Annotated in this window: 15 protein-coding genes, 3 rRNA genes and 1 riboswitch; of the genes, 9 read left to right on the top strand and 9 right to left on the bottom strand. The window is 39.8% G+C overall.

Annotated elements, in window-relative coordinates; translation table 11 throughout:
• Window positions 1-204: 204 nt before the first annotated feature.
• Together AC3WSO_RS02905 and AC3WSO_RS02900 are read right to left on the bottom strand one after the other, a co-directional pair.
• A complete protein-coding gene (locus AC3WSO_RS02905) occupies window positions 205-591 on the bottom strand; it encodes a hypothetical protein (protein ID WP_492528569.1) in 387 nt (128 codons plus the stop codon).
• Window positions 592-918: 327 nt separating this feature from the next.
• On the bottom strand, window positions 919-2220 hold the full coding sequence (locus AC3WSO_RS02900) for an O-acetylhomoserine aminocarboxypropyltransferase/cysteine synthase family protein (RefSeq protein ID WP_492528567.1): 1302 nt from the start codon (window positions 2218-2220) through the stop codon (window positions 919-921).
• A 116-nt stretch (window positions 2221-2336) separates the two neighbouring features.
• A riboswitch (SAM riboswitch) is annotated at window positions 2337-2450 on the bottom strand.
• A 427-nt stretch (window positions 2451-2877) separates the two neighbouring features.
• On the opposite strand from AC3WSO_RS02900, the gene AC3WSO_RS02895 reads away from it, so the two are divergent.
• Window positions 2878-3510 (top strand): glycerol-3-phosphate acyltransferase, encoded by a 633-nt coding sequence (locus AC3WSO_RS02895; RefSeq protein ID WP_492528565.1) that lies wholly within the window; start codon window positions 2878-2880, stop codon window positions 3508-3510.
• A 183-nt stretch (window positions 3511-3693) separates the two neighbouring features.
• Window positions 3694-5175, top strand: a complete 1482-nt coding sequence (locus AC3WSO_RS02890; protein WP_492528563.1) for a DASS family sodium-coupled anion symporter — start codon at window positions 3694-3696, stop codon at window positions 5173-5175.
• A 149-nt stretch (window positions 5176-5324) separates the two neighbouring features.
• Here the strand turns inward: AC3WSO_RS02890 and scpC are convergent, their stop codons facing one another.
• Entirely contained in the window at window positions 5325-6845 is a 1521-nt protein-coding gene (scpC, locus tag AC3WSO_RS02885; RefSeq protein WP_492528561.1) for a succinyl-CoA:acetate CoA-transferase ScpC, read from the bottom strand.
• Between the two features lie 283 nt (window positions 6846-7128).
• Between scpC and chrR the strand changes: the two genes are divergently transcribed.
• From chrR to AC3WSO_RS02870, 3 genes are all read left to right on the top strand, one after another.
• Window positions 7129-7860 carry a class II chromate reductase ChrR gene (gene chrR, locus AC3WSO_RS02880; protein WP_492528559.1) on the top strand — a complete coding sequence of 244 codons (732 nt, stop codon included), beginning with the start codon at window positions 7129-7131 and terminating at the stop codon, window positions 7858-7860.
• Between the two features lie 680 nt (window positions 7861-8540).
• Window positions 8541-9011, top strand: a complete 471-nt coding sequence (locus tag AC3WSO_RS02875) for a peptide-methionine (S)-S-oxide reductase (protein WP_492528557.1) — start codon at window positions 8541-8543, stop codon at window positions 9009-9011.
• A gap of 312 nt (window positions 9012-9323) precedes the next feature.
• Window positions 9324-9824 carry an SMI1/KNR4 family protein gene (locus tag AC3WSO_RS02870; protein WP_492528555.1) on the top strand — a complete coding sequence of 167 codons (501 nt, stop codon included), beginning with the start codon at window positions 9324-9326 and terminating at the stop codon, window positions 9822-9824.
• 903 nt (window positions 9825-10727) lie between these two features.
• On the opposite strand, the gene rrf is transcribed toward AC3WSO_RS02870, so the two are convergent.
• The 3 genes from rrf to AC3WSO_RS02855 form a co-directional block, all read right to left on the bottom strand.
• Window positions 10728-10843, bottom strand: a 5S ribosomal RNA gene (rrf, locus tag AC3WSO_RS02865).
• 184 nt (window positions 10844-11027) lie between these two features.
• Window positions 11028-13955 (bottom strand): 23S ribosomal RNA (locus tag AC3WSO_RS02860).
• Between the two features lie 181 nt (window positions 13956-14136).
• A 16S ribosomal RNA gene (locus AC3WSO_RS02855) occupies window positions 14137-15688 on the bottom strand.
• The 16S, 23S and 5S rRNA genes sit together here, the layout of an rRNA operon.
• Before the next feature lie 565 nt (window positions 15689-16253).
• On the opposite strand from AC3WSO_RS02855, the gene AC3WSO_RS02850 reads away from it, so the two are divergent.
• Complete coding sequence (locus AC3WSO_RS02850) at window positions 16254-16679, top strand: hypothetical protein (RefSeq protein WP_492528553.1); 426 nt, start codon at window positions 16254-16256, stop codon at window positions 16677-16679.
• Between the two features lie 335 nt (window positions 16680-17014).
• On the opposite strand, the gene AC3WSO_RS02845 is transcribed toward AC3WSO_RS02850, so the two are convergent.
• A complete protein-coding gene (locus AC3WSO_RS02845) occupies window positions 17015-18703 on the bottom strand; it encodes a hypothetical protein (protein ID WP_492528551.1) in 1689 nt (562 codons plus the stop codon).
• A 164-nt stretch (window positions 18704-18867) separates the two neighbouring features.
• Here AC3WSO_RS02845 and AC3WSO_RS02840 point away from each other — a divergent pair, with 164 nt between their 5' ends.
• The 3 genes from AC3WSO_RS02840 to AC3WSO_RS02830 all read left to right on the top strand — a co-directional run bounded on the left by AC3WSO_RS02840 (window position 18868) and on the right by AC3WSO_RS02830 (window position 21903).
• Complete coding sequence (locus tag AC3WSO_RS02840; protein WP_492528549.1) at window positions 18868-19518, top strand: lysoplasmalogenase; 651 nt, start codon at window positions 18868-18870, stop codon at window positions 19516-19518.
• Window positions 19519-19622: 104 nt separating this feature from the next.
• Window positions 19623-20852: a peptidase T gene (gene pepT / locus AC3WSO_RS02835; protein ID WP_492528547.1), complete on the top strand. Its 1230-nt coding sequence runs from the start codon at window positions 19623-19625 to the stop codon at window positions 20850-20852.
• 88 nt (window positions 20853-20940) lie between these two features.
• The gene (locus tag AC3WSO_RS02830) at window positions 20941-21903 is read left to right on the top strand and encodes a DMT family transporter (RefSeq protein WP_492528545.1); all 963 of its coding nucleotides are present in this window, start codon (window positions 20941-20943) and stop codon (window positions 21901-21903) included.
• Window positions 21904-21970: 67 nt separating this feature from the next.
• Here AC3WSO_RS02830 and AC3WSO_RS02825 read toward each other — a convergent pair whose 3' ends face one another.
• Together AC3WSO_RS02825 and AC3WSO_RS02820 are read right to left on the bottom strand one after the other, a co-directional pair.
• Complete coding sequence (locus tag AC3WSO_RS02825) at window positions 21971-22459, bottom strand: GNAT family N-acetyltransferase (protein WP_492528543.1); 489 nt, start codon at window positions 22457-22459, stop codon at window positions 21971-21973.
• A 363-nt stretch (window positions 22460-22822) separates the two neighbouring features.
• Entirely contained in the window at window positions 22823-24139 is a 1317-nt protein-coding gene (locus AC3WSO_RS02820) for a hypothetical protein (RefSeq protein ID WP_492528541.1), read from the bottom strand.
• Between the last annotated feature and the right edge of the window lie 667 nt (window positions 24140-24806).

Here is a 24806-nt window from a genome sequence, read left to right as displayed (position 1 = left end):
ATAATTGAACAAATATTGAAGATTCATATTAAAAAAATAAAAACCTTTCTTCTATTATATATGTATGTAAATACACTCCTAAAAATTGTTCTTTTGAAATATATTAATAAAAAATTTTTCAAGTATGTTAGTATATCTTTCAACATCTAATTAAAAAGCTCATTCCCTGTAGCAGCAGGGAATGAGCATAATTATATGAGGGATTTAACTAGCTTTTGCTAGTAATTTATAACGATATTGTGTTAACGCTTGTTGCACCAGTCTTATTTCCTCTAGTGTAAAATTTGGTATTGCATACGTACGTTCAACTAATTGGAACGTGCCGTATTTTAAGTAATACTCTGTCGCAGGTAGAGGAATATGACTTGCTCCATAGCCTTCATAGGCTTCAAAAACTTCTTTTACTGTATAGCCTTCTTCTTTGACATAAACAATTTCCTTAAAAGCTGAATGTCCAAAGTTCTCTTGCCATTTACTCTCAACTGATGCAAGTATGTTTTGAATGGACATGTTGTTCACAAAAAAATGACCTTCATTTAACTCATAAATAAGATAAGATGCAATGTTTTGCGCACTATACATATTTCCCATTTAAAACACTCCTTTATCATCAGTATTGGTAGATAAGAGTAGTTACTGACTGACTTAGTAACTACTCCGCTTCATATATTTCAAAAGTGGGGGAGCACTTATGAAAACTAAATGTCGAACGCTTTTCTTATTTCCTAGTATAAAACAAGGATTTAAACAAGTCAACAATACTTATCAAATTACTTGGTATTATTTTTAAAGAATCTCAATTACCTTTACCAAATGAGGCAAGCGGATGATGTAGCAACGTTTTACGCATTACCAAATGAGGCCTATCGAATGGGAAAATACGTAAACGCTACAACATTAGCCAATGTCTTTTATTTATTAGGCTTTTACTTGTTGTTGTGAAGCTGTTACTTGTTCAATAGCTTGTTCTAAATCTGCAATAATGTCCTCTACCGCCTCTAAACCGATAGATAAGCGAATGAGCGACTCGGTTACGCCAGTTTGGATTAGCTCCTCAGCTGATAGTTGTTGATGTGTAGTAGATGCTGGATGGATAATTAATGATTTCGCATCCCCTACGTTTGCTACGTGCGAGAATAATTTCACACTATCGATTAATTTACGCCCTGCTTCACGACCACCTTTAATACCAAATGTAAGTACCGATCCAAAGCCATTTCTCAAATATTTTTTAGCTAACTCATGGGTAGGGAAATCTTCTAAGCCATTGTAATTTACATATTCCACAGATGGGTGGTTTCGTAAATATTCAGCTACCACTAATGCATTTTCATTGTGTTTAGGAATACGCAAATGAAGCGTTTCTAAACCTTGTAAAAAATTAAAAGCTGCATCTGCACTTAATGTTGGTCCAAAGTCGCGCAGTAATTGCACTCGCAGTTTTGTGGCAAATGCAGCCGCTGCTGTGTCAATACCATAACGTAAACCGTGATAAGAAGCATCTGGCTCTGTAAAGCCTGGGAAGCGTCCACGGGTCCAATCAAACTTCCCTGCATCTACTACAACGCCACCTAAAGTTGTACCATGGCCGCCAATCCATTTTGTTGCGGAATGAACAACAATATCTGCACCGAAATCAATTGGTGTCGAGCCATATGGTGAAGCAAATGTGCTATCAATAATTAATGGTAAACCGTTTTCATGTGCTACATTCGCTACTGCTTCGATGTCTAGCACTTTTAAACTTGGGTTACCGTAAATTTCAGCGAACACTGCTTTTGTTTTATCTGTAATAGCTGCTCGGAAATTTTCTGGATTTGTTTCGTCTACAAAAATTGTTTTAATACCGTAGTTTGGTAGTGTGTTGGCGAATAAATTATAAGTACCTCCGTACAAAGAGCTACCTGCAACAATTTCATCACCTGCCCCTGCTAGATTCAAAATTGAAAATGCAATAGCTGCTGCACCAGATGAAAGTGCTACCGCTGCTGTACCGCCTTCTAATAAAGCGACGCGTTTTTCAAAAACATCTACAGTTGGGTTTGTAATTCGTGTGTAAATATTGCCAGCTTCCTCTAAGGCAAAAAGACGTTGCGCATGAGCAGTGTCTTTAAAAACGAACGCCGTTGAGCGATATACGGGTACTGTACGAGATCCTGTTACCGGGTCAGGCTCTTGGCCACCGTGTAACAGCAATGTTTCTGGTTTAAAATTTGTCATTGTATACCTCCATATGGTTATTTTTTTACGATGGCACCGGAGATGAGGAGGATTTTTAAGTAGAAAACAAAAACCCTCTTCAGCTAAGAAGAGGGTTGCGGTTGCAAGTTTTCCTCCCCTTATCTGCCAGATCCAAGTAAGAATCTGTAGGAATTAGCACCTTAGCAAGCTCGTCACTTACTGGTTGCCGGGCATCATAGGGCCTATCCCTCCGCCGCTCTTGATAAGAGTATGTGATTCAATTTCCATCGTTGTTACAAAGTATAAACATAGACATTTTCTCTGTCAACACTAAAATTTTATTTTTTCCGAAACTTCTGTCTGCTTATTTACGTATTACGAACGCATACATTATTTTAGTGTTACATGATTTATCATCAAAACGTGGGGTTGATTTCCGTTCCGACTGGGCGCTTTGTTGTTACTGTCGCTTCGCTTTCGCACAGAAAACACCCGCTGCGCTGCAGGGTCTCGGGCCAACACGATGTTGAAGGCGTTATCACAGGACGTGATGCTTTTAGCCTTCGTTCCTCTATATCGCTGATCCCTATGGAGTCACCCAGTGGGAACGAAAATCAACTTATATACAAGGGCACGTTTTAAAATGGCATCCCTAGCTTTTATTTATGAGCCTATTATTTAGAAAGGAGGATTTTTATGTTAAAAGCCGTTATCATTTTTCTTCTTGTTGGTTATTTGATTGGCTGTATTCATGGCTCTAAAGTTGCTCAGTTTTTATCTGGGGTAGATTTAAAAAAGACTGGTTTTGGCAATGCAGGCGCCTCTAATGCCACGCTTTCCCTTGGATGGAAATACGGCATATTAGTCGGACTTATCGATATCGGTAAAGGTGTTGCAGCTATAATCGGTGCACATGTCTATCTTGCTGATATAACACAATTAACTGAAGTACAAGTTTGGCTCTGTATCTATATCGTAGCAGCCGGTGTCATTCTAGGTCATAATTTCCCATTTTATATGGGCTTTAAAGGCGGCAAAGGAACTGCTTCAATTATCGGGATATTACTTGCGATTGATTGGAAAGTTGGCTTATTTGCACTCATTTTATTTGTTATTTTTTCTTTCGTGACGAGCTTTTTAATTGTCGGTGTACTTGAATTTTATCTCGTTTTTTGTACAGCCACATATTTATGGATTCCTGGGGTCGGCCCATCGATTATAGCCTTATTTCTTTTTGGTATAGCCATCATTTTGCATATCGAAAATATTAAACGATTGATGCTAGGTACTGAGCCTAAAGTTACCTCAGCATTCAAGAAGAAAAACTAATATCTTTTTTGGATATTTTTGTCTTTTCTATGACCGCGTATTTTCTCGTAACTGCCCATTATCGCTATAACTAGAGAGCATTTGAATACACTAGCTTTTTTTACAATAAATAGACAATTTACTTTCTTAATAAAGCATTTTACTAGTCGATGTTATAGAAAATGCTAGAAAGGATGAGAAAGTATGTCTACTTCTGAACAAGCAAAACCGAAACGAAATTTAAAGCCACTCTGGATTGCATTAGCGTTCGCATCCCTAATCATCATAACTTTTTTACCGAACAACGGCGATTTACCTGTAGCTGGACAACGGGCTTTGGCTATTTTAGCTTTCGCGGTCATCCTATGGGTTACAGAAGCAGTATCCTATCCCGTTAGCTCTGCCATGATTATTGCTCTAGTTACAGTTTTACTAGGATTAGCTCCGTCAATGGAAGATCCAACGAGAGAGCTAGGAACATCAGATGCATTAAAATTAGCTTTAAGCGGATTTAGTAATTCAGCAGTTGCACTAGTAGCCGCAGCTCTTTTCCTAGCGGCAGCCATGCAAATTACCAATTTACATAAACGTCTTGCACTATGGATTCTTTCACTAGTAGGGACAAAAACGAAAGCCATTGTCTTCGGTGCTATTTTAGTATCTATTGCACTCGCATTCTTCGTCCCTTCTGCTACTGCACGTGCAGGCGCAGTTGTACCAATTCTACTCGGAATGGTAGCGGCATTTGGTTTACCACGTGATAGTCGACTTGCTGCTTTACTTGTCATTACCTCTGTCCAAGCTGTCTCCATTTGGAATATCGGTATTAAAACTGCAGCTGCTCAAAATATGGTCGCTTTAAATTTCATTAAAGAACAATTTGGTGTGGATATTTCATGGGGTGCTTGGTTGCTTTACGCTGCCCCCTTTTCCATCATCATGTCAGTGGCTCTATTTTTTATTATGATTACACTAATTAAGCCTGAAACAAGTAATATCGAAGGCGGCCGAGATGTAATCAAAAAACAACTTGCGGAACTTGGCCCACTAAAAGCTCCCGAAATTCGATTAATCGTAACATCCGTCGTTTTACTATTTTTCTGGGCTGCTGAGGGCAAACTCCACCCATTCGATACGACAACGGTCACAATCGTTGCAATCGCCATTTTATTAATGCCCAAAATCGGGGTCTATACGTGGAAGCAAGTTGAACCGCATATTCCTTGGGGTACAATTATCGTCTTTGCAGTAGGAATTATGTTAGGAACAGTCTTGCTTAATACTAAAGGTGCATCTTGGTTATCAGATAAAGTATTCGGTTCACTCGGTTTGGATTCTATGCCAATTCTTGCAACCATTGCCCTTGTCACTTTATTCAATATTCTCATTCACTTAGGCTTTGCGAGCGCAACAAGCTTAGCATCTGCGCTTATACCAGTATTTATCGTTTTAGCTTCAACATTAACAGCTAATGTTGATCAGGTAGGTTTCGTTATCGTGCAACAATTTGTTATTAGCTTCGGCTTCCTTTTACCTATTAGTGCACCGCAAAATATGCTTGCCTATGGGACAGGAGCCTTTACAACAAAGGATTTCTTAAAATCTGGTATTCCATTAACGATCATCGGATACATTCTAGTTCTTCTATTCTCTGCAACGTATTGGAAATGGATTGGGTTATTGTAAGAAGCAGCTAGGGTTTTCTTTGGACACCTGATCACTTACCGGGCTTACCCGATCACTTCGTAGAGCTACCTAAGCTTTCGGGACAACATTAATAACAATGAAAAGCCTTGAAGGAACAAATAAACTGTCCTTCAAGGCTTTTTGATTTGTTATTTCGATAAAGCTGGGTTCTTCATCGTGCCATTTTTTGCGTAATTCACATGCCATGAGAGCGCTTTTTCTAAAACATGTGGCGTATGATGTCCACCTGTTGCTTCATTGGCATCATTAAAATACTTCCATAGCTGCTCACGATATTCCGGGTGTGCGCAGTTATCGATAATGAGTCCAACCCTCTCTCTTGGAGCAAGCCCACGTAAGTCTGCTACTCCCTGCTCTGTTACGATGACGTCTACATCATGCTCTGTATGGTCTACATGCGACACCATTGGAACGATACTAGAAATATTTCCGCCCTTCGCATAAGATTTTGTGACAAAAATACCTAATCGGGCATTACGCGCAAAGTCTCCAGAACCACCGATTCCATTCATCATTTTTGTGCCAGAAACATGTGTAGAATTCACATTCCCGTAAATATCTACTTCTAATGCCGTATTAACAGAAATCAACCCGAGTCGGCGAATAATTTCTGGTTGGTTAGAAATCTCTTGCGGACGTAATACTAGTTTATCTGTATATTTTTCAAAATTACCATAAACTCTATTTCCAACTTCCTCGGAAAGTGTAATTGAAGTAGCAGATGCAAAGTTTACCTTTCCGGCATCAATTAATTCGAATACCGCGTCTTGCAATACTTCTGAATATACTTCTAAGTTCTCAAACTCAGAATCTTTAAAACCTAATAAAACGGCATTTGCTACTGAGCCTACACCCGATTGAATAGGCCTTAAGCTTGTTGTTAAACGCCCTACTTTAATTTCTTCACGTAGGAAATTTAATAAATGATTAGCCATAATATCTGTCTCTTCATCCGCAGGGACAATCGTTGATGGCGCATCTAAAATATCTGAAATTACAATGCCTTTTACTTTATTTAAATCTAGTGGTATACCAATAGTGCCAAGCCGATCGCATACATTTTGCAATGGAATTGGATCACGTTGCCCCTGTAATCCTGGTACAAAAATATCATGGACACCTTCTAATTCATCAAGCTGAGCTACGTTCAACTCAATAATTATTTGGTCTGCCTCTTGCACAAAAATCGGAGAGTTACCAACTGAAGTTGTAGGAATTAGTAAGCCGTCTTCTGTAATAGCAGCTGCTTCAATAATCGCAAAGTCAATGGGACCGATAATACCTTGACGTACTAGCTCCGCATTATGTGATAGATGCGCATCAACGAATGTGATGTCACCACTGTTGATTTTGTTACGAATGCCGGCATCTGCTTGGAAAGGTCCACGTTTACGAATAACGCCAGCTTCTGCTAAGTATTGATCGACTTCTGGGCCTAGTGATGCACCTGTATATACATCTACCTTGAAGCTCTCCTTTTTAGCTTTTTCCACAAGCGCAAGTGGTACCACTTTAACGTCACCAGCACGAGTAAATCCACTCATCCCAAGTACCATACCATCCTTAATCCAAGACGCTGCTTCATCTGCTGTTACTACCTTGCTCCGTAGTTGTTCATTACGAAGCTTTTTCGCCAACTTTTCTTCCATCCCCTATTCCTCCATCCGACTTTATTTTGTTTAACTAGATTATCCGGCTCACTCATTTTGGTATAGTCATCCATTTAATATAAATCCAACCAAACGAACCTCCCACACATAATTTTAAACTATTTAGAATTTTTAATCTATAACTAACAAAATATTTTATTTTACGAGAAATTTTATGCATCTGCAAATTATTTAAAAATAATTTCAACATCGAAAAAATTCGATTTTGACGAAAAAGCGTGATATGCTCTTGATATATAAAAGGGAAAAGGGGATTTTTTTGATGGTTAAAGAATTATTACGCAACCACTCTTCGGTTCGTATTTATGATGGAAATCCGATTTCGAAGAAAATTATTGAAGAATTAATTGCTACTGCACAAATGGCTGCTACATCACATTTTGTACAAGCTTATAGTGTTATTTGGGTCACTGATGAGGCGAAAAAAGAAAAACTAGGGTTACTCTCTGGTAATCCTCGTCAATACGAAACTTCAGGCGGTGCCTTTGTCTTTTGTGTAGATTTCAAACGTCTTCAATCAGCAGGCAAATTAGAAGGTGTAGACATCGTCGCTGATTCCGCAGAAAATGTACTTGTTGGAGTGGCCGATGTATCATTATTCGCGCAAAACTTCGTTGTTGCTGCAGAATCTATGGGATATGGAATTTGTTACATCGGAGGAGTGCGTAATAAGCTAGAGGAAATAAGCGATTTATTCAATCTACCTGACTATGTTTTCCCACTATTCGGCTTAACAATTGGGGTTCCTGCACGTCGCAATGAAGTAAAACCTCGGTTACCTGTCGCAGCAGTCTTACATGAAAATGAATACAATACAGAAAAATATGAGGAGCTTTTACCAGCGTACAACGACACAATGGAAGCATACTATAATAATCGCTCATCCAATCGAAAAATTGATAACTGGACAAAGCAAATGGCTGATTTCTTAATCGAACAGCGCCGTCCTCATATTAAAGATTTCTTAGCGAAAAAGGGTTTTAATTGGAAATAATCTCATCAACAAACTATGTGGAGTTACTATCGCATGATAGTAACTCCACTTTTTTCATACAGTTTCCTTTGGCTTCTAAAAGCTACGATAACTCAAAGGGATTAAATCGATGAATCTATTATTATGATTAGGTATCTCCTTGCAGCTATGCTAAAGGTAATTCTTTATTTGGTATTTAAATTTATATCACTCTAAAGATTGTGAAGAAATACGGAGCAGGATAGTTCAACAAAGTATATGTTATGATTAAAGAGATGAACTAACAAGGAAGCTTTCGAGGTATACAGTAATTTGTCGCATCCGTATGAACAATTTGAGGGAACACCACTATGGGACGCAATTAATAAAGGAATAGATGACCTTTCAGAGAATAACGATATTGAAGAAACGACAAGCAGAGAATACATAGTTGGCTATCTTTGCAAATTAATAAACGCGTCAGTAGCGAGATAAGTGAATGTGCTTGTTGAATTAACGTGTGCTTAATTAAATATCATTGAGTTGCATATGCAGCTCTTTTTTTCTTTATTGAACTACTGGCGCAGTTTAGTTCAACAATCGAGCCATAATGCAGAATAATAAAATTTGTCATTATTTTAATATGTAGACTCAGTTACTACATTTCCCCCCTATTTACTTTGAACGAATTTTTTTATTTTTAAATAAAGAGGAGAGTCAATATGGAAATAGTATATTTTGCAGGTGGATGTTTATGGGGAGTACAAGCTTTTATAAAAACTTTACCTGGAGTTAAGTTTACGGAAGCAGGAAGGGCTAATGGAACAAGTCATACACTTGAGGGTGATTATGATGGGTACGCCGAATGTGTAAAAACAGAATTTGATCCGACAGTTGTAACAATCAGGGAGTTAATGGGGCATTTTTTTGAAATCATTGACCCATACAGTTTGAATAAACAAGGACAGGATGTTGGCGAGAAATACAGAACAGGAATATATAGCGAAAATCCTGAACACTTAAAAGAGGCGAAGGCGTTTCTTAGTGAGAGAAATGATTACAACCTTATAGTTGTTGAAGTATTACCTCTTACAAACTATATGAGAAGTGCAGAAGAACATCAAGATAGGTTAGCTAGATGTCCAGATGATTATTGTCATATTCCCGAAGAAATATTAAATAGGTATAAGTAAGGGAGATTATTAAAAGATAGGTTATAGTTTATGGGATTTAATCATTTTCAACGATTGGGCGTGATTGTTTAATAAGCGTCACTGTTCTTCTTAAATTAACGGTGGCTTTACTTAAAGATGGGATTCTATAGAGATTCCATCTTTTTCTTCTTCAACTAAAGGTGCAGGATAGTTGAATATGGAAAACATTACATATATAAAATAAGGCGATACATTGTTAAGATTGCATAGGTCAAGTTCCATGGGAAGAAATTAAAAACGGGACGTTATTAAAGATGAAGTAAATATTTCTAATTGTATGGAGGAGTTACGTTGGTTAATGAAGTAATTACAAATGCTAAAAATATGATTCAAAGGTCTGGAACATCCACTAGGATAGCGACAGTTGGGGAAATAAATGACCTAAAAGAAAAACTAGATTCTAAACTTCCAGAATGGTTGATCGATTTAATGACTACGGTAGAAGTGTGTAATAGTGAATTGGTGGTTCCTTTTGATGCGGAAGATGAAGAAGATGAAGAAAATCCCCAATTACGAATCGAATTCTTGAATCCAAAGTGTATTATTGATGAATGTTTAGATGCTGTTCCTGGATGTGCAGTATTTGAGAGTGGTTATATTTGTATCGGAGTAGAAATAGCTATTGGTAATGCTTACGCAATAAATATACACGAAGGAAATAATCCTCCTGTCTATTTATTAGATCATGAATATGGTGAAGAGACTGAGACGATAATTGAAAATAAACTAACTGTTGTAAAAAAATTATCCGACCTTTTCCAAGTTGCGAGAATAAAAAAAGTAAAATGTTGAATAGCCCTTTAAGACTTAATGTTTGTGAACGAATATACTTAAACTCCCATGGAAGAACGTAAGCATCTTTCATTTTCTGTGGTGTAGCGCTGGTTTTTACGCTACATGGATGGCTAACGGGGTACTTTTCTTGAAGAACATTGAGTTGCGTATGCAACTCTTTTTTCTTTTTTGAACTCCCATGAAAGAACTTAATCATCTTTCATTTTCTGTGGTGTAGCGCTGTTTTTTTCGCTACATGGATGGCTAACGGGCCAGTTTAGCTCAATAAGTAGTAAGAAATTTCGTAGGTTTCAAATGGTAAAATTAATTAAAATTGGAACCGATATTTATTTCGTTCGTTCTTATAGTAATTGCAGAAATTAAAGAGGAGGTGGTAAACATTGCTCAGTAAAAAAGGGATATTATCAACATTACTTTCAGTAGTAGGACTTATTTGTGTTGTATGTTTTTATTACTTTCAACTTAAAACTGCTTGGCTATTCTTCGTTGGAATTATTATGTTCGTCATAGGAATAATATTTAGTATTCAGAGCTTTAAAAAAAGGGAAAAAGGATTATTGTTTTTGGGATTTATGTCATTGGCGTTTCATTGTCAATCTTACTACTTGTGTTTATGGGCGAAAGTTGAACTACTCTCATGGAGTCTTCTGTCGGAAAATGATAAAAGATTATATTATTTTTAAAGTTTCCCTCTTAAACTAACGAGTGACTTGTAAAATTAATAAATAAACTTTTTTCAAAACCAACAGATCTTCAAGTCCTACACCTTTGTCAACTAGCGCTCAACTAAATTTTTCATTTTTCAACTTAATAGTTGGAAGAAATCAGTATTGTTAGGATGGTTAACAAACTAAAAAATCGCAAAAAAAGCCGAGGAATAAATCCTCGACTTTTCTAGGTGCCTAGCGACGTCCTACTCTCACAGGGGGAAGCCCCCAACTACCATCGGCGCTAAAGAGCTTAACTTCCGTGTTCGGTATGGGAACGGGTGTGACCTCTTTGCCATCATCACTAGACTATTGTCGACCTCCAATACACGGCGTATTACTTCGTCAGCTTCTCTCGCTCAATCGGTCACGTACAGAGGTACGCTCCCTCATTCACTCGTTTGCTTCCTTGTACTACTTGTGTCTTGAAGCTCTTTTAGAAAGTTTGTTCTTTCAAAACTGGATAAACGGTTCATTGAATGTTTCAAACATTTTGGTTAAGTCCTCGATCGATTAGTATTCGTCAGCTCCATGTGTCACCACACTTCCACCTCGAACCTATCTACCTCATCGTCTTTGAGGGATCTTACTTACTTGCGTAATGGGAAATCTCATCTTGAGGGGGGCTTCATGCTTAGATGCTTTCAGCACTTATCCCGTCCACACATAGCTACCCAGCGATGCCTTTGGCAAGACAACTGGTACACCAGCGGTGTGTCCATCCCGGTCCTCTCGTACTAAGGACAGCTCCTCTCAAATTTCCTACGCCCACGACGGATAGGGACCGAACTGTCTCACGACGTTCTGAACCCAGCTCGCGTACCGCTTTAATGGGCGAACAGCCCAACCCTTGGGACCGACTACAGCCCCAGGATGCGATGAGCCGACATCGAGGTGCCAAACCTCCCCGTCGATGTGGACTCTTGGGGGAGATAAGCCTGTTATCCCCGGGGTAGCTTTTATCCGTTGAGCGATGGCCCTTCCATGCGGAACCACCGGATCACTAAGCCCGTCTTTCGACCCTGCTCGACTTGTAGGTCTCGCAGTCAAGCTCCCTTGTGCCTTTACACTCTACGAATGATTTCCAACCATTCTGAGGGAACCTTTGGGCGCCTCCGTTACCTTTTAGGAGGCGACCGCCCCAGTCAAACTGTCCGCCTGACACTGTCTCCTGCCCCGCTAAGGGGCATGGGTTAGAATTTCAATACAACCAGGGTAGTATCCCACCGACGCCTCCTTCGAAGCTGGCGCTCCGAGATCTCTGGCTCCTACCTATCCTGTACAAGTTGTACCAAAATTCAATATCAGGCTACAGTAAAGCTCCACGGGGTCTTTCCGTCCTGTCGCGGGTAACCTGCATCTTCACAGGTACTATAATTTCACCGAGTCTCTCGTTGAGACAGTGCCCAGATCGTTACGCCTTTCGTGCGGGTCGGAACTTACCCGACAAGGAATTTCGCTACCTTAGGACCGTTATAGTTACGGCCGCCGTTTACTGGGGCTTCAATTCGCAGCTTCGCTTGCGCTAACCACTCCTCTTAACCTTCCAGCACCGGGCAGGCGTCAGCCCCTATACGTCACCTTACGGTTTTGCAGAGACCTGTGTTTTTGCTAAACAGTCGCCTGGGCCTATTCACTGCGGCTCTCATGCGCTTGCACGCTCAAGAGCACCCCTTCTCCCGAAGTTACGGGGTCATTTTGCCGAGTTCCTTAACGAGAGTTCTCTCGCACACCTTAGGATTCTCTCCTCGACTACCTGTGTCGGTTTGCGGTACGGGCACCTCTCACCTCGATAGAGGCTTTTCTTGGCAGTGTGAAATCAGGAACTTCGTCCATACGGACTCGCCATCACAGCTCAACGTTACAGTGTGCGGATTTGCCTACACACACGCCTTACTGCTTGGACGCGCATATCCAACAGCGCGCTTACCCTATCCTACTGCGTCCCCCCATTTCTCAAACGGTGAGGAGGTGGTACAGGAATATCAACCTGTTGTCCATCGCCTACGCCTATCGGCCTCGGCTTAGGTCCCGACTAACCCTGAGCGGACGAGCCTTCCTCAGGAAACCTTAGTCATACGGTGGACGGGATTCTCACCCGTCTTTCGCTACTCATACCGGCATTCTCACTTCTAAGCGCTCCACCAGTCCTTCCGATCTGACTTCAACGCACTTAGAACGCTCTCCTACCACTGACATCGTAGATGTCAATCCACAGCTTCGGTGAATCGTTTAGCCCCGATACATTTTCGGCGCAGCGTCACTCGACCAGTGAGCTATTACGCACTCTTTAAATGATGGCTGCTTCTAAGCCAACATCCTGGTTGTCTGTGCAACGCCACATCCTTTTCCACTTAACGATTACTTTGGGACCTTAGCTGGTGGTCTGGGCTGTTTCCCTTTTGACTACGGATCTTATCACTCGCAGTCTGACTCCCGTGTATAAATATCTGGCATTCGGAGTTTGTCTGAATTCGGTAAACCGGGATGGCCCCCTAGTCCAAACAGTGCTCTACCTCCAGTATTCTCATCACGAGGCTAGCCCTAAAGCTATTTCGGAGAGAACCAGCTATCTCCAAGTTCGATTGGAATTTCTCCGCTACCCACACCTCATCCCCGCACTTTTCAACGTGCGTGGGTTCGGGCCTCCAGTAAGTGTTACCTCACCTTCACCCTGGACATGGGTAGATCACCTGGTTTCGGGTCTACGACCACGTACTATTTCGCCCTATTCAGACTCGCTTTCGCTGCGGCTCCGCCTTCTAAAGCTTAACCTCGCACGTAATCGTAACTCGCCGGTTCATTCTACAAAAGGCACGCTATCACCCATTAACGGGCTCTAACTACTTGTAGGCACACGGTTTCAGGATCTCTTTCACTCCCCTTCCGGGGTGCTTTTCACCTTTCCCTCACGGTACTGGTTCACTATCGGTCACTAGGTAGTATTTAGCCTTGGGAGATGGTCCTCCCGGATTCCGACGGAATTTCACGTGTTCCGCCGTACTCAGGATCCACTCAGGAGAGAACGAACTTTCGACTACAGGGCTTTTACCTGCTCTGGCGGACCTTTCCAAGTCGCTTCATCTAACTCGCTCTTTTGTAACTCCGTATAGAGTGTCCTACAACCCCAAGAGGCAAGCCTCTTGGTTTGGGCTCTTCCCGTTTCGCTCGCCGCTACTCAGGGAATCGATTTTTCTTTCTCTTCCTCCAGGTACTTAGATGTTTCAGTTCCCTGGGTCTGCCTTCAAGACGCTATGTATTCACGTCAAGATACTACGCGATTAAACGTAGTGGGTTCCCCCATTCGGAAATCTCCGGATCAAAGCTCACTTACAGCTCCCCGAAGCATATCGGTGTTAGTGCCGTCCTTCATCGGCTCCTAGTGCCAAGGCATTCGCCGTGCGCCCTTAATAACTTAACCAAGTTATTAAGCCTATAAAAAAACTTAAAAAATAAATGTGTTTGTTACAATTTCAATGTCGTTTTATCCAGTTTTCAAAGAACAAGTTTTGAAGTATTTCATTCAGAAGAATGAACCTTCAAAACTGAACGCAAAACGTAATCTTACAAACCCTAGGTTTGTATTCCGAAAATATCCTTAGAAAGGAGGTGATCCAGCCGCACCTTCCGATACGGCTACCTTGTTACGACTTCACCCCAATCATCTATCCCACCTTCGGCGGCTGGCTCCAAAAGGTTACCCCACCGACTTCGGGTGTTACAAACTCTCGTGGTGTGACGGGCGGTGTGTACAAGGCCCGGGAACGTATTCACCGCGGCATGCTGATCCGCGATTACTAGCGATTCCGGCTTCATGTAGGCGAGTTGCAGCCTACAATCCGAACTGAGAACGACTTTATCGGATTAGCTCCCTCTCGCGAGTTGGCAACCGTTTGTATCGTCCATTGTAGCACGTGTGTAGCCCAGGTCATAAGGGGCATGATGATTTGACGTCATCCCCACCTTCCTCCGGTTTGTCACCGGCAGTCACCTTAGAGTGCCCAACTAAATGATGGCAACTAAGATCAAGGGTTGCGCTCGTTGCGGGACTTAACCCAACATCTCACGACACGAGCTGACGACAACCATGCACCACCTGTCACCGTTGTCCCCGAAGGGAAAACCATATCTCTACAGTGGTCAACGGGATGTCAAGACCTGGTAAGGTTCTTCGCGTTGCTTCGAATTAAACCACATGCTCCACCGCTTGTGCGGGCCCCCGTCAATTCCTTTGAGTTTCAGTCTTGCGACCGTACTCCCCAGGCGGAGTGCTTAATGCGTTAGCTGCAGCACTAAGGGGCGGAAACCCCCTAACACTTAGCACTCATCGTTTACGGCGTGGACTACCAGGGTATCTAATCCTGTTTGCTCCCCACGCTTTCGCGCCTCAGCGTCAGTTACAGACCAGAAAGTCGCCTTCGCCACTGGTGTTCCTCCAAATCTCTACGCATTTCACCGCTACACTTGGAATTCCACTTTCCTCTTCTGCACTCAAGTCCCCCAGTTTCCAATGACCCTCCACGGTTGAGCCGTGGGCTTTCACATCAGACTTAAAGGACCGCCTGCGCGCGCTTTACGCCCAATAATTCCGGACAACGCTTGCCACCTACGTATTACCGCGGCTGCTGGCACGTAGTTAGCCGTGGCTTTCTAATAAGGTACCGTCAAGGTACAGCCAGTTACTACTGTACTTGTTCTTCCCTTACAACAGAGTTTTACGATCCGAAAACCTTCTTCACTCACGCGGCGTTGCTCCATCAGGCTTTCGCCCATTGTGGAAGATTCCCTACTGCTGCCTCCCGTAGGAGTCTGGGCCGTGTCTCAGTCCCAGTGTGGCCGATCACCCTCTCAGGTCGGCTACGCATCGTCGCCTTGGTGAGCCGTTACCTCACCAACTAGCTAATGCGCCGCGGGCCCATCTTATAGCGACAGCCGAGACCGTCTTTCAGTATTTCACCATGAAGTAAAATAGATTATTCGGTATTAGCCCCGGTTTCCCGGAGTTATCCCAAACTATAAGGTAGGTTGCCCACGTGTTACTCACCCGTCCGCCGCTAACGTCAAAGGAGCAAGCTCCTTCTCTGTTCGCTCGACTTGCATGTATTAGGCACGCCGCCAGCGTTCGTCCTGAGCCAGGATCAAACTCTCCATAAAAAGAAATTTGATTAGCTCAAATTGTTTTGCTGGCATCATGTTTGATGTCCAAAATTTTGTTTCGTTCACGAACTCAAGGTTAGCTACTAAAAACTTTATTGATTACGTTTTGCTTGTTCAGTTTTCAAGGTTCATTATGTTGCTGTTTTCTCAGCAGCAACTCTTATATAATATCATGTCGTAAACTCGATGTCAACAACTAATTTATTTAATGTAATTGTTGTTTTCAGTAGTTATCTTAACGACTTGTATAATATTACACCCATAATTCAAAAAGGTCAACACTTTTTCTGATAAAAATTTATACTTTTTCATTTCATTGAAAAGCTTCCTATATAATATTTGATTTAATTTCAGTTTAATTCTTTAGGGTCCCAACTAAACCATACTTATTGAAAGGTGATTAAATGAGAAATTACATTGTTTTTTTCACGTTTAGAAGTGAGCAACTCTTTTGAAAGAGAAGTTAAATGTAAGTATAAATTAAACAAAAAGACTCTTTCCTTTTGATATAATTCCATTAATACTAATAGATGACCACTATGCGGAAAGGAGCTATGTAAAAATGTCCTATATGAACAAAGATCTTGCTCGTACATTAGAACAACAACATAAGCGAAGTGTTAGAGGTTTATTTTTAAAAATCCAAGACTTAAATAATAATTGTACATTATTAAGAAAACGACTTGAACCACATATCGACTTAGCAGTTTATAAGCACGCTATTGATTATGTCAATCAATTCGTTTCCCATACGACCATCCTCAACTTAAAATTCATTACAAATACACAAAATTTAGAAGTCGTTGTGTTACATACACTTTTATTAACGTATATAGTAGAAAGCGAAGATTTGTATGCTTTTGAATATGAACATAAATTACTCCAAGGGTATATTCATGAAATATTTGCGTTAAACGATCATGCCAAAGCACTTTATACAAATCACCAGGAAAAGATGCTTCATTATATGGAATCTCAACCAACATAAAAAAGACGATCTTCGTAGCGCATTACTACTCGATCGTCTTTTTTATTCATTCAGTAGAAGAATCCCACTTTTAAAGGTGATGAGATAGATATGGATATGGTTCCTTTCAAATGGTGCAAAGACACCTACTGAAATAGAGGAACTCAGTCTAAGAGCGCCACGTCCTGTGGCAACGACTGAGTGACCAACATCATGTTGGCCCAAAGCCTCCGGCGGATGTCACGGATTTTGAAAGGAATGAATTGTGCAAGCACAATTCAAAATCCAGACGCATTGTTTATCTGTGCGAAAGCGAAGCGACAGCAACAATTACGCCAAGGCGAAATTGTTTTTCTTTATTTATTTTCGTCTATTAAACCTTTAATAATCATTGATCGAACTGGTAAGAACTGCTCTCCTGTATCACCATAAGTGAGAATGACATCATCACCTTCTTGTAAATAAATCGCAAGTGGTTCTGTTTCCGAACTTACCAAATAGTTTTTTCCATTATTAAGTAATAACGATACAACTGTATAGTCACCAAGACGTTCCTTGTATACGCGAAGCACCTTTCCACTTACATTTTTCTCTTCTGCCTGTGAACTTCCTTCTACTGTACTTCCTCCGCGACTTAAGGCTGTTTTATATAATTTCAAAGCCTCTTTAGGAGTTGGCGCATAAACGGAAATTTCAGGATTTGCCGCAGATACGATGAAATAGTTTTGCAAGAAACCATTTGAATCAAGCACCGCAGTTAGCCAGCTAGCTTCACCGTAAAAGTTATACAACACTGGCATTTCTCCAGACCATTTCTTCTCTATAAATTTCTTCTCAATTATTTGCAAGTTACCTTGTGAATCCATATAAGAAGCGTCTAAATTTCCAGTGTAATAAGTTGCTTGACCTGTTCGGGCATTTGTTAATGAATAGCCAAGCATTGAATCGACACCTTCTTTAGGGCTCGTAAAGTCTGTGAAATAATACATATCGCCCTTCTCATCAAAAATCGGGCTAACATTTGCCTCTGTTCCCTCATCTGAAGGTAGTTTTACATCTTTCTTACCAAACTTACTATTCCAAAATCCATGTACATAGTTACCGAAATAACTATTTTGTAAACTCACAGTCTCTGGAGAAACCGCTCCATCAATAAATTCTGGGACATCCTCCAGCTTGATCACTTCCGACTTTCCTGATAGCGCATCTACAAGCACGATCCCTTTTACATCAAAGCCATTTCGTGCTGAAATAAATTCACCATATGAACGGATATAATATGGCTTACCTTCATCATCTATTTCAAGTTGAACATCTCCGCTAAAAATAAGGAATGGATGTTGTAAACGTATATGACGCTCTAAATTTGAGTTTAAATAAGCAGACGGTACATACTTCATTTCCTGCTCAACAAATTTAGGATTATCCGCTGAATCCGTTGCACTCATTATAAAGTAACCAGGAGTCGTTCCTCCATTGAACCATTTAAAGAAACCAGAAAACTCAACTGGAGCTATATAAACATACTCGCCATTCACTTTTTGAATTTGTAAGCGCCCTAACTCGTAATAACTCGTATTCGGTACTTGCCCGAACGCTTTTTTCATCTTATTACGTGCAAATTTAGGAGGCACACTAGCTGGGGTTTGTGTTTCATCGAATGGTTTTATTTCAACCTTTTCCTTCATTTCAGCTGATTCAAATTTTTCATTCGCGTTCCATAAAGGTGCTGATAATACAAACACCGCAACAACTAAACTAGCTAAAAATAAAACACCCTTTATTTTTCTTTCGATACCACTTGCAAGAAGCGCCCCGCCTAATGTTAATAAAATAATAGCAGGCCAAAAAGCAAGCCAGTTTACATCCATTTTTGTCACATAGACTGTTATGCTAGTAGCTAAAAATCCTAGTACAAATACACCTATAAAGAAGTATCCAATTACCTTTTTAGATCCGTCTTCTCGCTTTTTCGTTATAAGCGGTGTTAATAAAACACTCGCGATTAATCCAATGACTGCCGAAGCTATTAATAGCTTGGTCATTTCGTTCACCCTCTCTTATCTACTGTCCACTTATTTACGGCTACATACTAAAAAAGTTTCATTCATACGATGAGTATAGAAACCCTTTTGTAGATTTCCTTTACAAAAGAATAAAGGAAATTCTGACATAGATAAAGAATTTCAAAGAAAAGGAGATGAGAAATTTGTCTAAAAAAATTTTATTAACATGCATTATTTTGTTTGGTCTTTATTATATTTTTTTCTTTTCCCATATTACAGAAAGCTTGTTACTTATCTTTAAAGTCATACCAATGCTGTTAATCATTATTTTAGCCGCTTTACCAAAAAATTTAGGTGTTAAAAAGTATCAATTACTGATTATTATTGGACTTGTATTTTGTATGATAGGTGATTATACGCTACAGTGGTTTCTAATTGGGCTAACAAGCTTCTTAATCGGGCATATTTTTTATATTTTCGCCTTCTTTTCTACTAATGAACGACAAGTACCTACTTGGGCCAAGATTGTCTTACTCGTTTATGGGGTAAGTATGGCTGTTTGGATTGCGGGTACGGTGTTTTCATCAGGAGAAGTCGTGCTTGGTATCGCGGTTATTGCCTATATTTCGGTCATATTAATGATGGGTTGGACTGCGATTCGAACAGGTTCTAAATTTGCAACGATTGGGGCTCTGCTATTTATCTCATCAGATTCCTATTTAGCTATTAACAAGTTTGTTATGCCTTTACCTTTTTCACACGAGGTAATTATGTTGACCTATTACAGTGCCCAAATACTGATTGCATTAAGTATTTTTCAATATTCCGAAATCCGAAGTAAAGTGTTACAATAAAAGCAATTATGCCTCAGTATAATTCCGTGACATTCACCAGAGGCTAGCGGGTTTTAAGACACCCGTTGAAAGAAGTTAAACAAACACACTAGGAGGCCATACTTATGAAAGAACAAGTAATCGAGCGTTTAATTCGTTATGCAAAAATTGATACACAATCTGATTTCACAAGCGAAACAACTCCTTCAACTCAAAAGCAATTTGACTTATTGCATGTACTAAAAGATGAACTAGCTGCAATAGGCTTAACTGATATTACATTAGATGAAAATGGTTATTTATTTGCGACACTCGAAGCAAATACAAATAAAAAAGTGCCTACTATTGGTTTTCTAGCACATGTGGACACTACGACAGATTTCACTGGTACAAACGTTAATCCACAACGCATTAACAATTATGATGGTGGAACGATCCAGCTAAATAAAAATCTCGCGATGTCGCCAGCAGATTTCCCTGAGCTTAAAAATTATGTAGGTCAAACGTTAATTACAACGGATGGTACGACATTATTAGGTGCTGACGATAAAGCTGGTATCGCAGAGATTATGACTGCCATGGAATACTTAGTAAAAAATCCTTCTATTAAACATGGTAAATTACGTGTAGCGTTTACACCTGATGAAGAGATTGGTCGCGGTCCTCATAAATTTGATGTAGCTTCCTTTGGAGCGGACTATGCTTATACGATGGATGGCGGACCACTTGGCGAACTACAATACGAAAGCTTTAATGCTGCAGGCGTAAAGATTGTGACAAAAGGTACGAGTGTACACCCTGGTTCTGCAAAAAATAAAATGGTCAATGCAATCACAATGGCTATCGCCTTCCAAAATGAAATGCCTACTGATGCCGTACCAGAAAAAACGGACGGCTATGAGGGCTTTATTCATTTAATGGGCTTTAACGGTGCGATCGAACATACTGAGCTTTCTTATATCGTCCGCGATCATGACCGTCAAAAATTCGAGGCAAAAAAACAATTAATGCTTGAGGCTGCAGCAAAAATTAAAGCTCAATATGGCGAAGATGCTTTAAGCATTACAATAGAAGATCAATATTATAACATGGGTGAAAAAATTGAACCTGTAAAAGAAATCGTAGACGTTGCACGCACAGCAATGGAAAAGTTAGATATTACTCCGATTACATTACCAATCCGTGGCGGTACTGATGGTTCACAGCTTTCTTACATGGGCTTACCAACACCAAACATTTTTGCAGGTGGCGAAAATATGCACGGTAAATTCGAATATGTATCTGCGGAAACAATGGAAAAAGCAACACAAGTTATTATTGAAATCGTACAGCTCTTTGAACAACAAGGAAAATAATACCGAAGAGGGTTCATCCCTTCTTCGTATTTTTTATAAGTAGATAACTGAATTTTCGAATTACACAAAGGGTTTTGAGGTGACTGTAATGAAAGAAATTGCATTAGGCATTTTTGCCTCACTTTTTTTTGCTGTTACATTTATATTGAATCATGCAATGGAAATGCAGGGCGGTAGCTGGCTATGGAGCGCATCCCTACGCTATTTCTTTATGCTACCGTTTTTACTTGCAATCGTCTTCTACCGAAAAGGGTTTTCCCAACTATCCGGTGAAATGAAAGCACAGCCTGTAGGTTGGCTTCTTTGGAGCTTTATTGGGTTCGTATTGTTCTATGCCCCACTGACATTTGCAGCAGCATTCGGTCCAGGATGGCTCGTTTCCGGAACGTGGCAATTTACAATTGTCGCCGGCGTATTACTTGCTCCCCTATTTGTTTCAGTAGTAGCCGGGAAAACAGTACGTCAAAAAATACCACTTATTTCATTACTAATTTCATGTGTCATTTTAGTCGGCATTTTACTTATCCAAGTACCACAGGCACAATCTGTTCCATTTAAAAGTTTAATGCTTGGCATTTTACCTGTTGTCATCGCTGCTTTTGCGTACCCCCTTGGTAACCGCAAAATGATGGAAATCTGTGGCGGACGTATCGATACATATCAACGAGTTCTTGGGATGACCATCGCCTCAATGCCCGCATGGATCATCCTAGCCATTTATGCAATGGGAACGGTCGGGCTCCCTTCAAGCAGCCAAGTCATGCAATCATTGCTTGTAGGTATAAGCTCGGGCGTCATCGCCACAACATTATTTTTCATTGCAACTGACCGTGTTCGTAATCATCAAGGCAAGCTTGCAGCAGTCGAAGCAACCCAATCAACTGAAATACTCTTTGTCATTATCGGTGAAGTATTATTACTCGGCATTGCATTCCCAAATCCAATTGCGCTTGCCGGCCTAGGTGTCATTATTGTTGGCATGTTGCTACACAGCTACTATACGATGCTACTAGGGGGAAAAAGTGCTGTTCATAGCAATCCTACGCAGTAATATTAAAGAAAAAAAGTACATTACTAATTTTACTTTTAGTAGTGTACATTTTTTATTCTAGTGAGTACTATAATTTGTAAACCATTGTTTTAGAAGTTCCTACTACTTCATAATCTTGAAAGCCAAGTTTGTTATAAATATTAATGGCCGAACTATTTTCAAGGTCTACACTAAGTGAAATAGTATTGTATCCTTCATCCTGCGCTTGTTGAATTATTTTACGCATCAATAAAGTTCCCACCCCTCTTCCTCTTACGTCTTTTGAAACAGCAATTCCTATTTCAGGAGTATTGCAATCAATATAACCATAGCTTTTATTATTTTCATCAAACAATCTGTACCAGACTGCACCAACAGTTTGATTTTCTGCGTCAAAGGCAATCAAAACTTTATCTCCATTCCTCCCCCAACCTTCATGATATTTTCTTATGTGAGGCGAGCTTAGCAAAACCTCTTTCGATGGTTTATTCTCAGGAATAATTACAGATTCATATAACATTTCTTGAAAGAACTCAAACTCTTTTATATTACCTTCGAAATTTCTAATATAAAACATAAGATAATCATTCCTCCAATATTGTAGGTATATTATATTTTAAATTATAATTTTTGGTACGATGTAGAAAGCTACATTTTTTTAAATGCACGTATGATGATGAGTTTATTTTGTAGGAATACTTTGGGGTTTATCGGAACAATTGCAGTTTCCATCAAAAAAGACGACTCAGTCACAATAGAATGAGCGTCTAGATATTTTAGAAGCATACGATGCTACTCGGTAAAAAGAATTCCACCGAATATTCATTATCTTCATAGATTAAAAGGACCGTCCAAACAAGCGAGGAAAAACAATTCTTTCTCCTCACCTGTTTTCTATTATTAAGATTTTCACCCTTCAAGCAAAAAAGTAAAGGATTTGTTATTCATACGACCTTAGTTCGCTACTATATCCATCGATATAACCATAGCCTGGTGCAAAAAATTCACCATAGGACGTTTCCACAACATTGTTAAACGTAATTGGTGGTATTGTAAATGTGTAATGAATGGCACGAACAAACCCTTCATTTTTCATTCCGTTCTCCACTCTAGTCACTTTTGAGCCTTCTGTAACTGGCTTATCAAATATATATTTGATACCATCCTTTTCATAATTAAAGGTTTGTTCTGTTTCATGATAGTCAATGAACAGATTGTCGTTCTGCACTTCAAAACGATTATTAGTCGTTTTCTTATATACACCATTCGTATACACTAGTTGTTGAAGCGTATCATTTGGCAAGAAAGACGTTGTAATAACCGGTGATTCGTTCGGTTTTATGGTAGCTAAGACTTTTCTTGGTACATAATACGTTTCCCCATCTATCTCAATCCAAGCTGTCATATTTTTTTCAGTCAATAACGTTACTTCATCAAAACGCTTTAGTTCTTTTGACTTTTTACTTTCACCAATAACACCATATCGAATATAACGTTTCTCTTGACTTTGCACCGGTTGGAGTAATTTTACAGGAATATAAGTAGAAATAAAGTCTTCTCCCCATGTTCCTAGCACTTGCACTCTTAGATAACCATTTATTTCAAGTCCTAACGATTGAAAAACAGTTCCCTTTGAATATTTCCCTCCTGAACTTCCTCCAGCCATTGGGCCTCTCAAATGTTGTGCATCAGCTGTTAGCTTATAGAGTCCTTCATCTCTTTTTATTGTTTCGGCAATGCGAATATCTGTGGCATCAATATAGCTCTCTTCAGTATTTCCATCAGTTCGCAAATAAACGTAATGTAGATTTTCATTAATAGAAACATTATACATAGGACCTCTATATTCAGATCCATCGAAGTAATGTTTTCCATAGGTATACTCATTATCTTGATGATTGATGTTGATATAGCCGGGATTATCATACAGAGAAGCGCGTATGTTCAGAGGTACTTTCTTAAAAACAACTAAATCCGTCGCTTGGACACGGTAACCCGAACTCATCCAATAAAATGTTTTATTGTCATACTTTTCGATATCATACACTCGGAAATAGTTGTTGCGCTTGACTGTCATCGAGCTATACGTACCGTTTGCATTCTTCTTATACACTTTTACATCTTTTGTAAAGGTCATTTTCCCCGTTTGCCCCTTCACAACTTGTGCCCCGTCCCACTGTGCTTCCGCTGCTTTAGATGATGATGGGCTTGTAAAAAAGGCTAACACGATGAGCAAAGTAATAATATATTTCTTCATTTCATTCCCCTCCACTTACTGCTAATTAATTTCCTATTTTTATCTTACCATACCAACCACGTTACTAAATTAGATAATTTCCCCATCTAAAGACAATCAAAAAAAGACGACTCAGTCACAATGGAATGAGTCGTCGAGAGATTTTACGTTCCCAAAAAATGAGGGGGGTTTTAGGAGCGTTTTATCATGAACTAGCAAACTTCTGGAGAAAAGTAGCTAAAGTTCATCCTCTCTACACTGTATTGTAGACGAGGAATAATCTTTATACGATAATGATAATCATTATCAATTATAAAGTCAACAGTAATCTGAAAATTTCTTGAAGTTTTTTAAAATTTCTTTCCTACGAAAGAAATTTATGTCACAATGCACTCTTCAGCGAACGACGGTATTGCCATTGCTTTAGCTGAAAATGTAGGAAACAACCTATACAAAACCTGCAATTGCTATCGATGAAGCTACAGCAACCATTCCCGTAAAGATATAACCAACTACCTGCCATTTCAACCAGTAACCTAAAATTGCACCTGCTATAAGCTAGCAATACTGGAAATCAATTATGCCTCGGCATAATTGCGTCTGGAATCGGCTTTGTGCTTAGGCCTGCACGAGGGCCGACACGATGTCGGTCATTTCGGTAATGCCACAGGACGTGGCGTTTTTACCG

Source organism: Lysinibacillus sp. EB106-09-02-XG168, assembly GCF_058791475.1.
Note: the sequence above shows the minus strand (reverse complement) of the source record. Positions and strands in the feature narration are given on the sequence as shown.

Bases quoted from the DNA above. Each gene is read 5' to 3' on its own strand.
- AC3WSO_RS02905 (WP_492528569.1), bottom strand. From the start codon at position 591: ATGGGAAATATGTATAGTGCGCAAAACATTGCATCTTATCTTATTTAT.
- AC3WSO_RS02900 (WP_492528567.1), bottom strand. From the start codon at position 2,220: ATGACAAATTTTAAACCAGAAACATTGCTGTTACACGGTGGCCAAGAG.
- AC3WSO_RS02895 (WP_492528565.1), top strand. From the start codon at position 2,878: ATGTTAAAAGCCGTTATCATTTTTCTTCTTGTTGGTTATTTGATTGGC.
- AC3WSO_RS02890 (WP_492528563.1), top strand. From the start codon at position 3,694: ATGTCTACTTCTGAACAAGCAAAACCGAAACGAAATTTAAAGCCACTC.
- scpC (WP_492528561.1), bottom strand. From the start codon at position 6,845: ATGGAAGAAAAGTTGGCGAAAAAGCTTCGTAATGAACAACTACGGAGC.
- chrR (WP_492528559.1), top strand. From the start codon at position 7,129: ATGGTTAAAGAATTATTACGCAACCACTCTTCGGTTCGTATTTATGAT.
- AC3WSO_RS02875 (WP_492528557.1), top strand. From the start codon at position 8,541: ATGGAAATAGTATATTTTGCAGGTGGATGTTTATGGGGAGTACAAGCT.
- AC3WSO_RS02850 (WP_492528553.1), top strand. From the start codon at position 16,254: ATGTCCTATATGAACAAAGATCTTGCTCGTACATTAGAACAACAACAT.
- AC3WSO_RS02845 (WP_492528551.1), bottom strand. From the start codon at position 18,703: ATGACCAAGCTATTAATAGCTTCGGCAGTCATTGGATTAATCGCGAGT.
- pepT (WP_492528547.1), top strand. From the start codon at position 19,623: ATGAAAGAACAAGTAATCGAGCGTTTAATTCGTTATGCAAAAATTGAT.
- AC3WSO_RS02830 (WP_492528545.1), top strand. From the start codon at position 20,941: ATGAAAGAAATTGCATTAGGCATTTTTGCCTCACTTTTTTTTGCTGTT.
- AC3WSO_RS02825 (WP_492528543.1), bottom strand. From the start codon at position 22,459: ATGTTTTATATTAGAAATTTCGAAGGTAATATAAAAGAGTTTGAGTTC.
- AC3WSO_RS02820 (WP_492528541.1), bottom strand. From the start codon at position 24,139: ATGAAGAAATATATTATTACTTTGCTCATCGTGTTAGCCTTTTTTACA.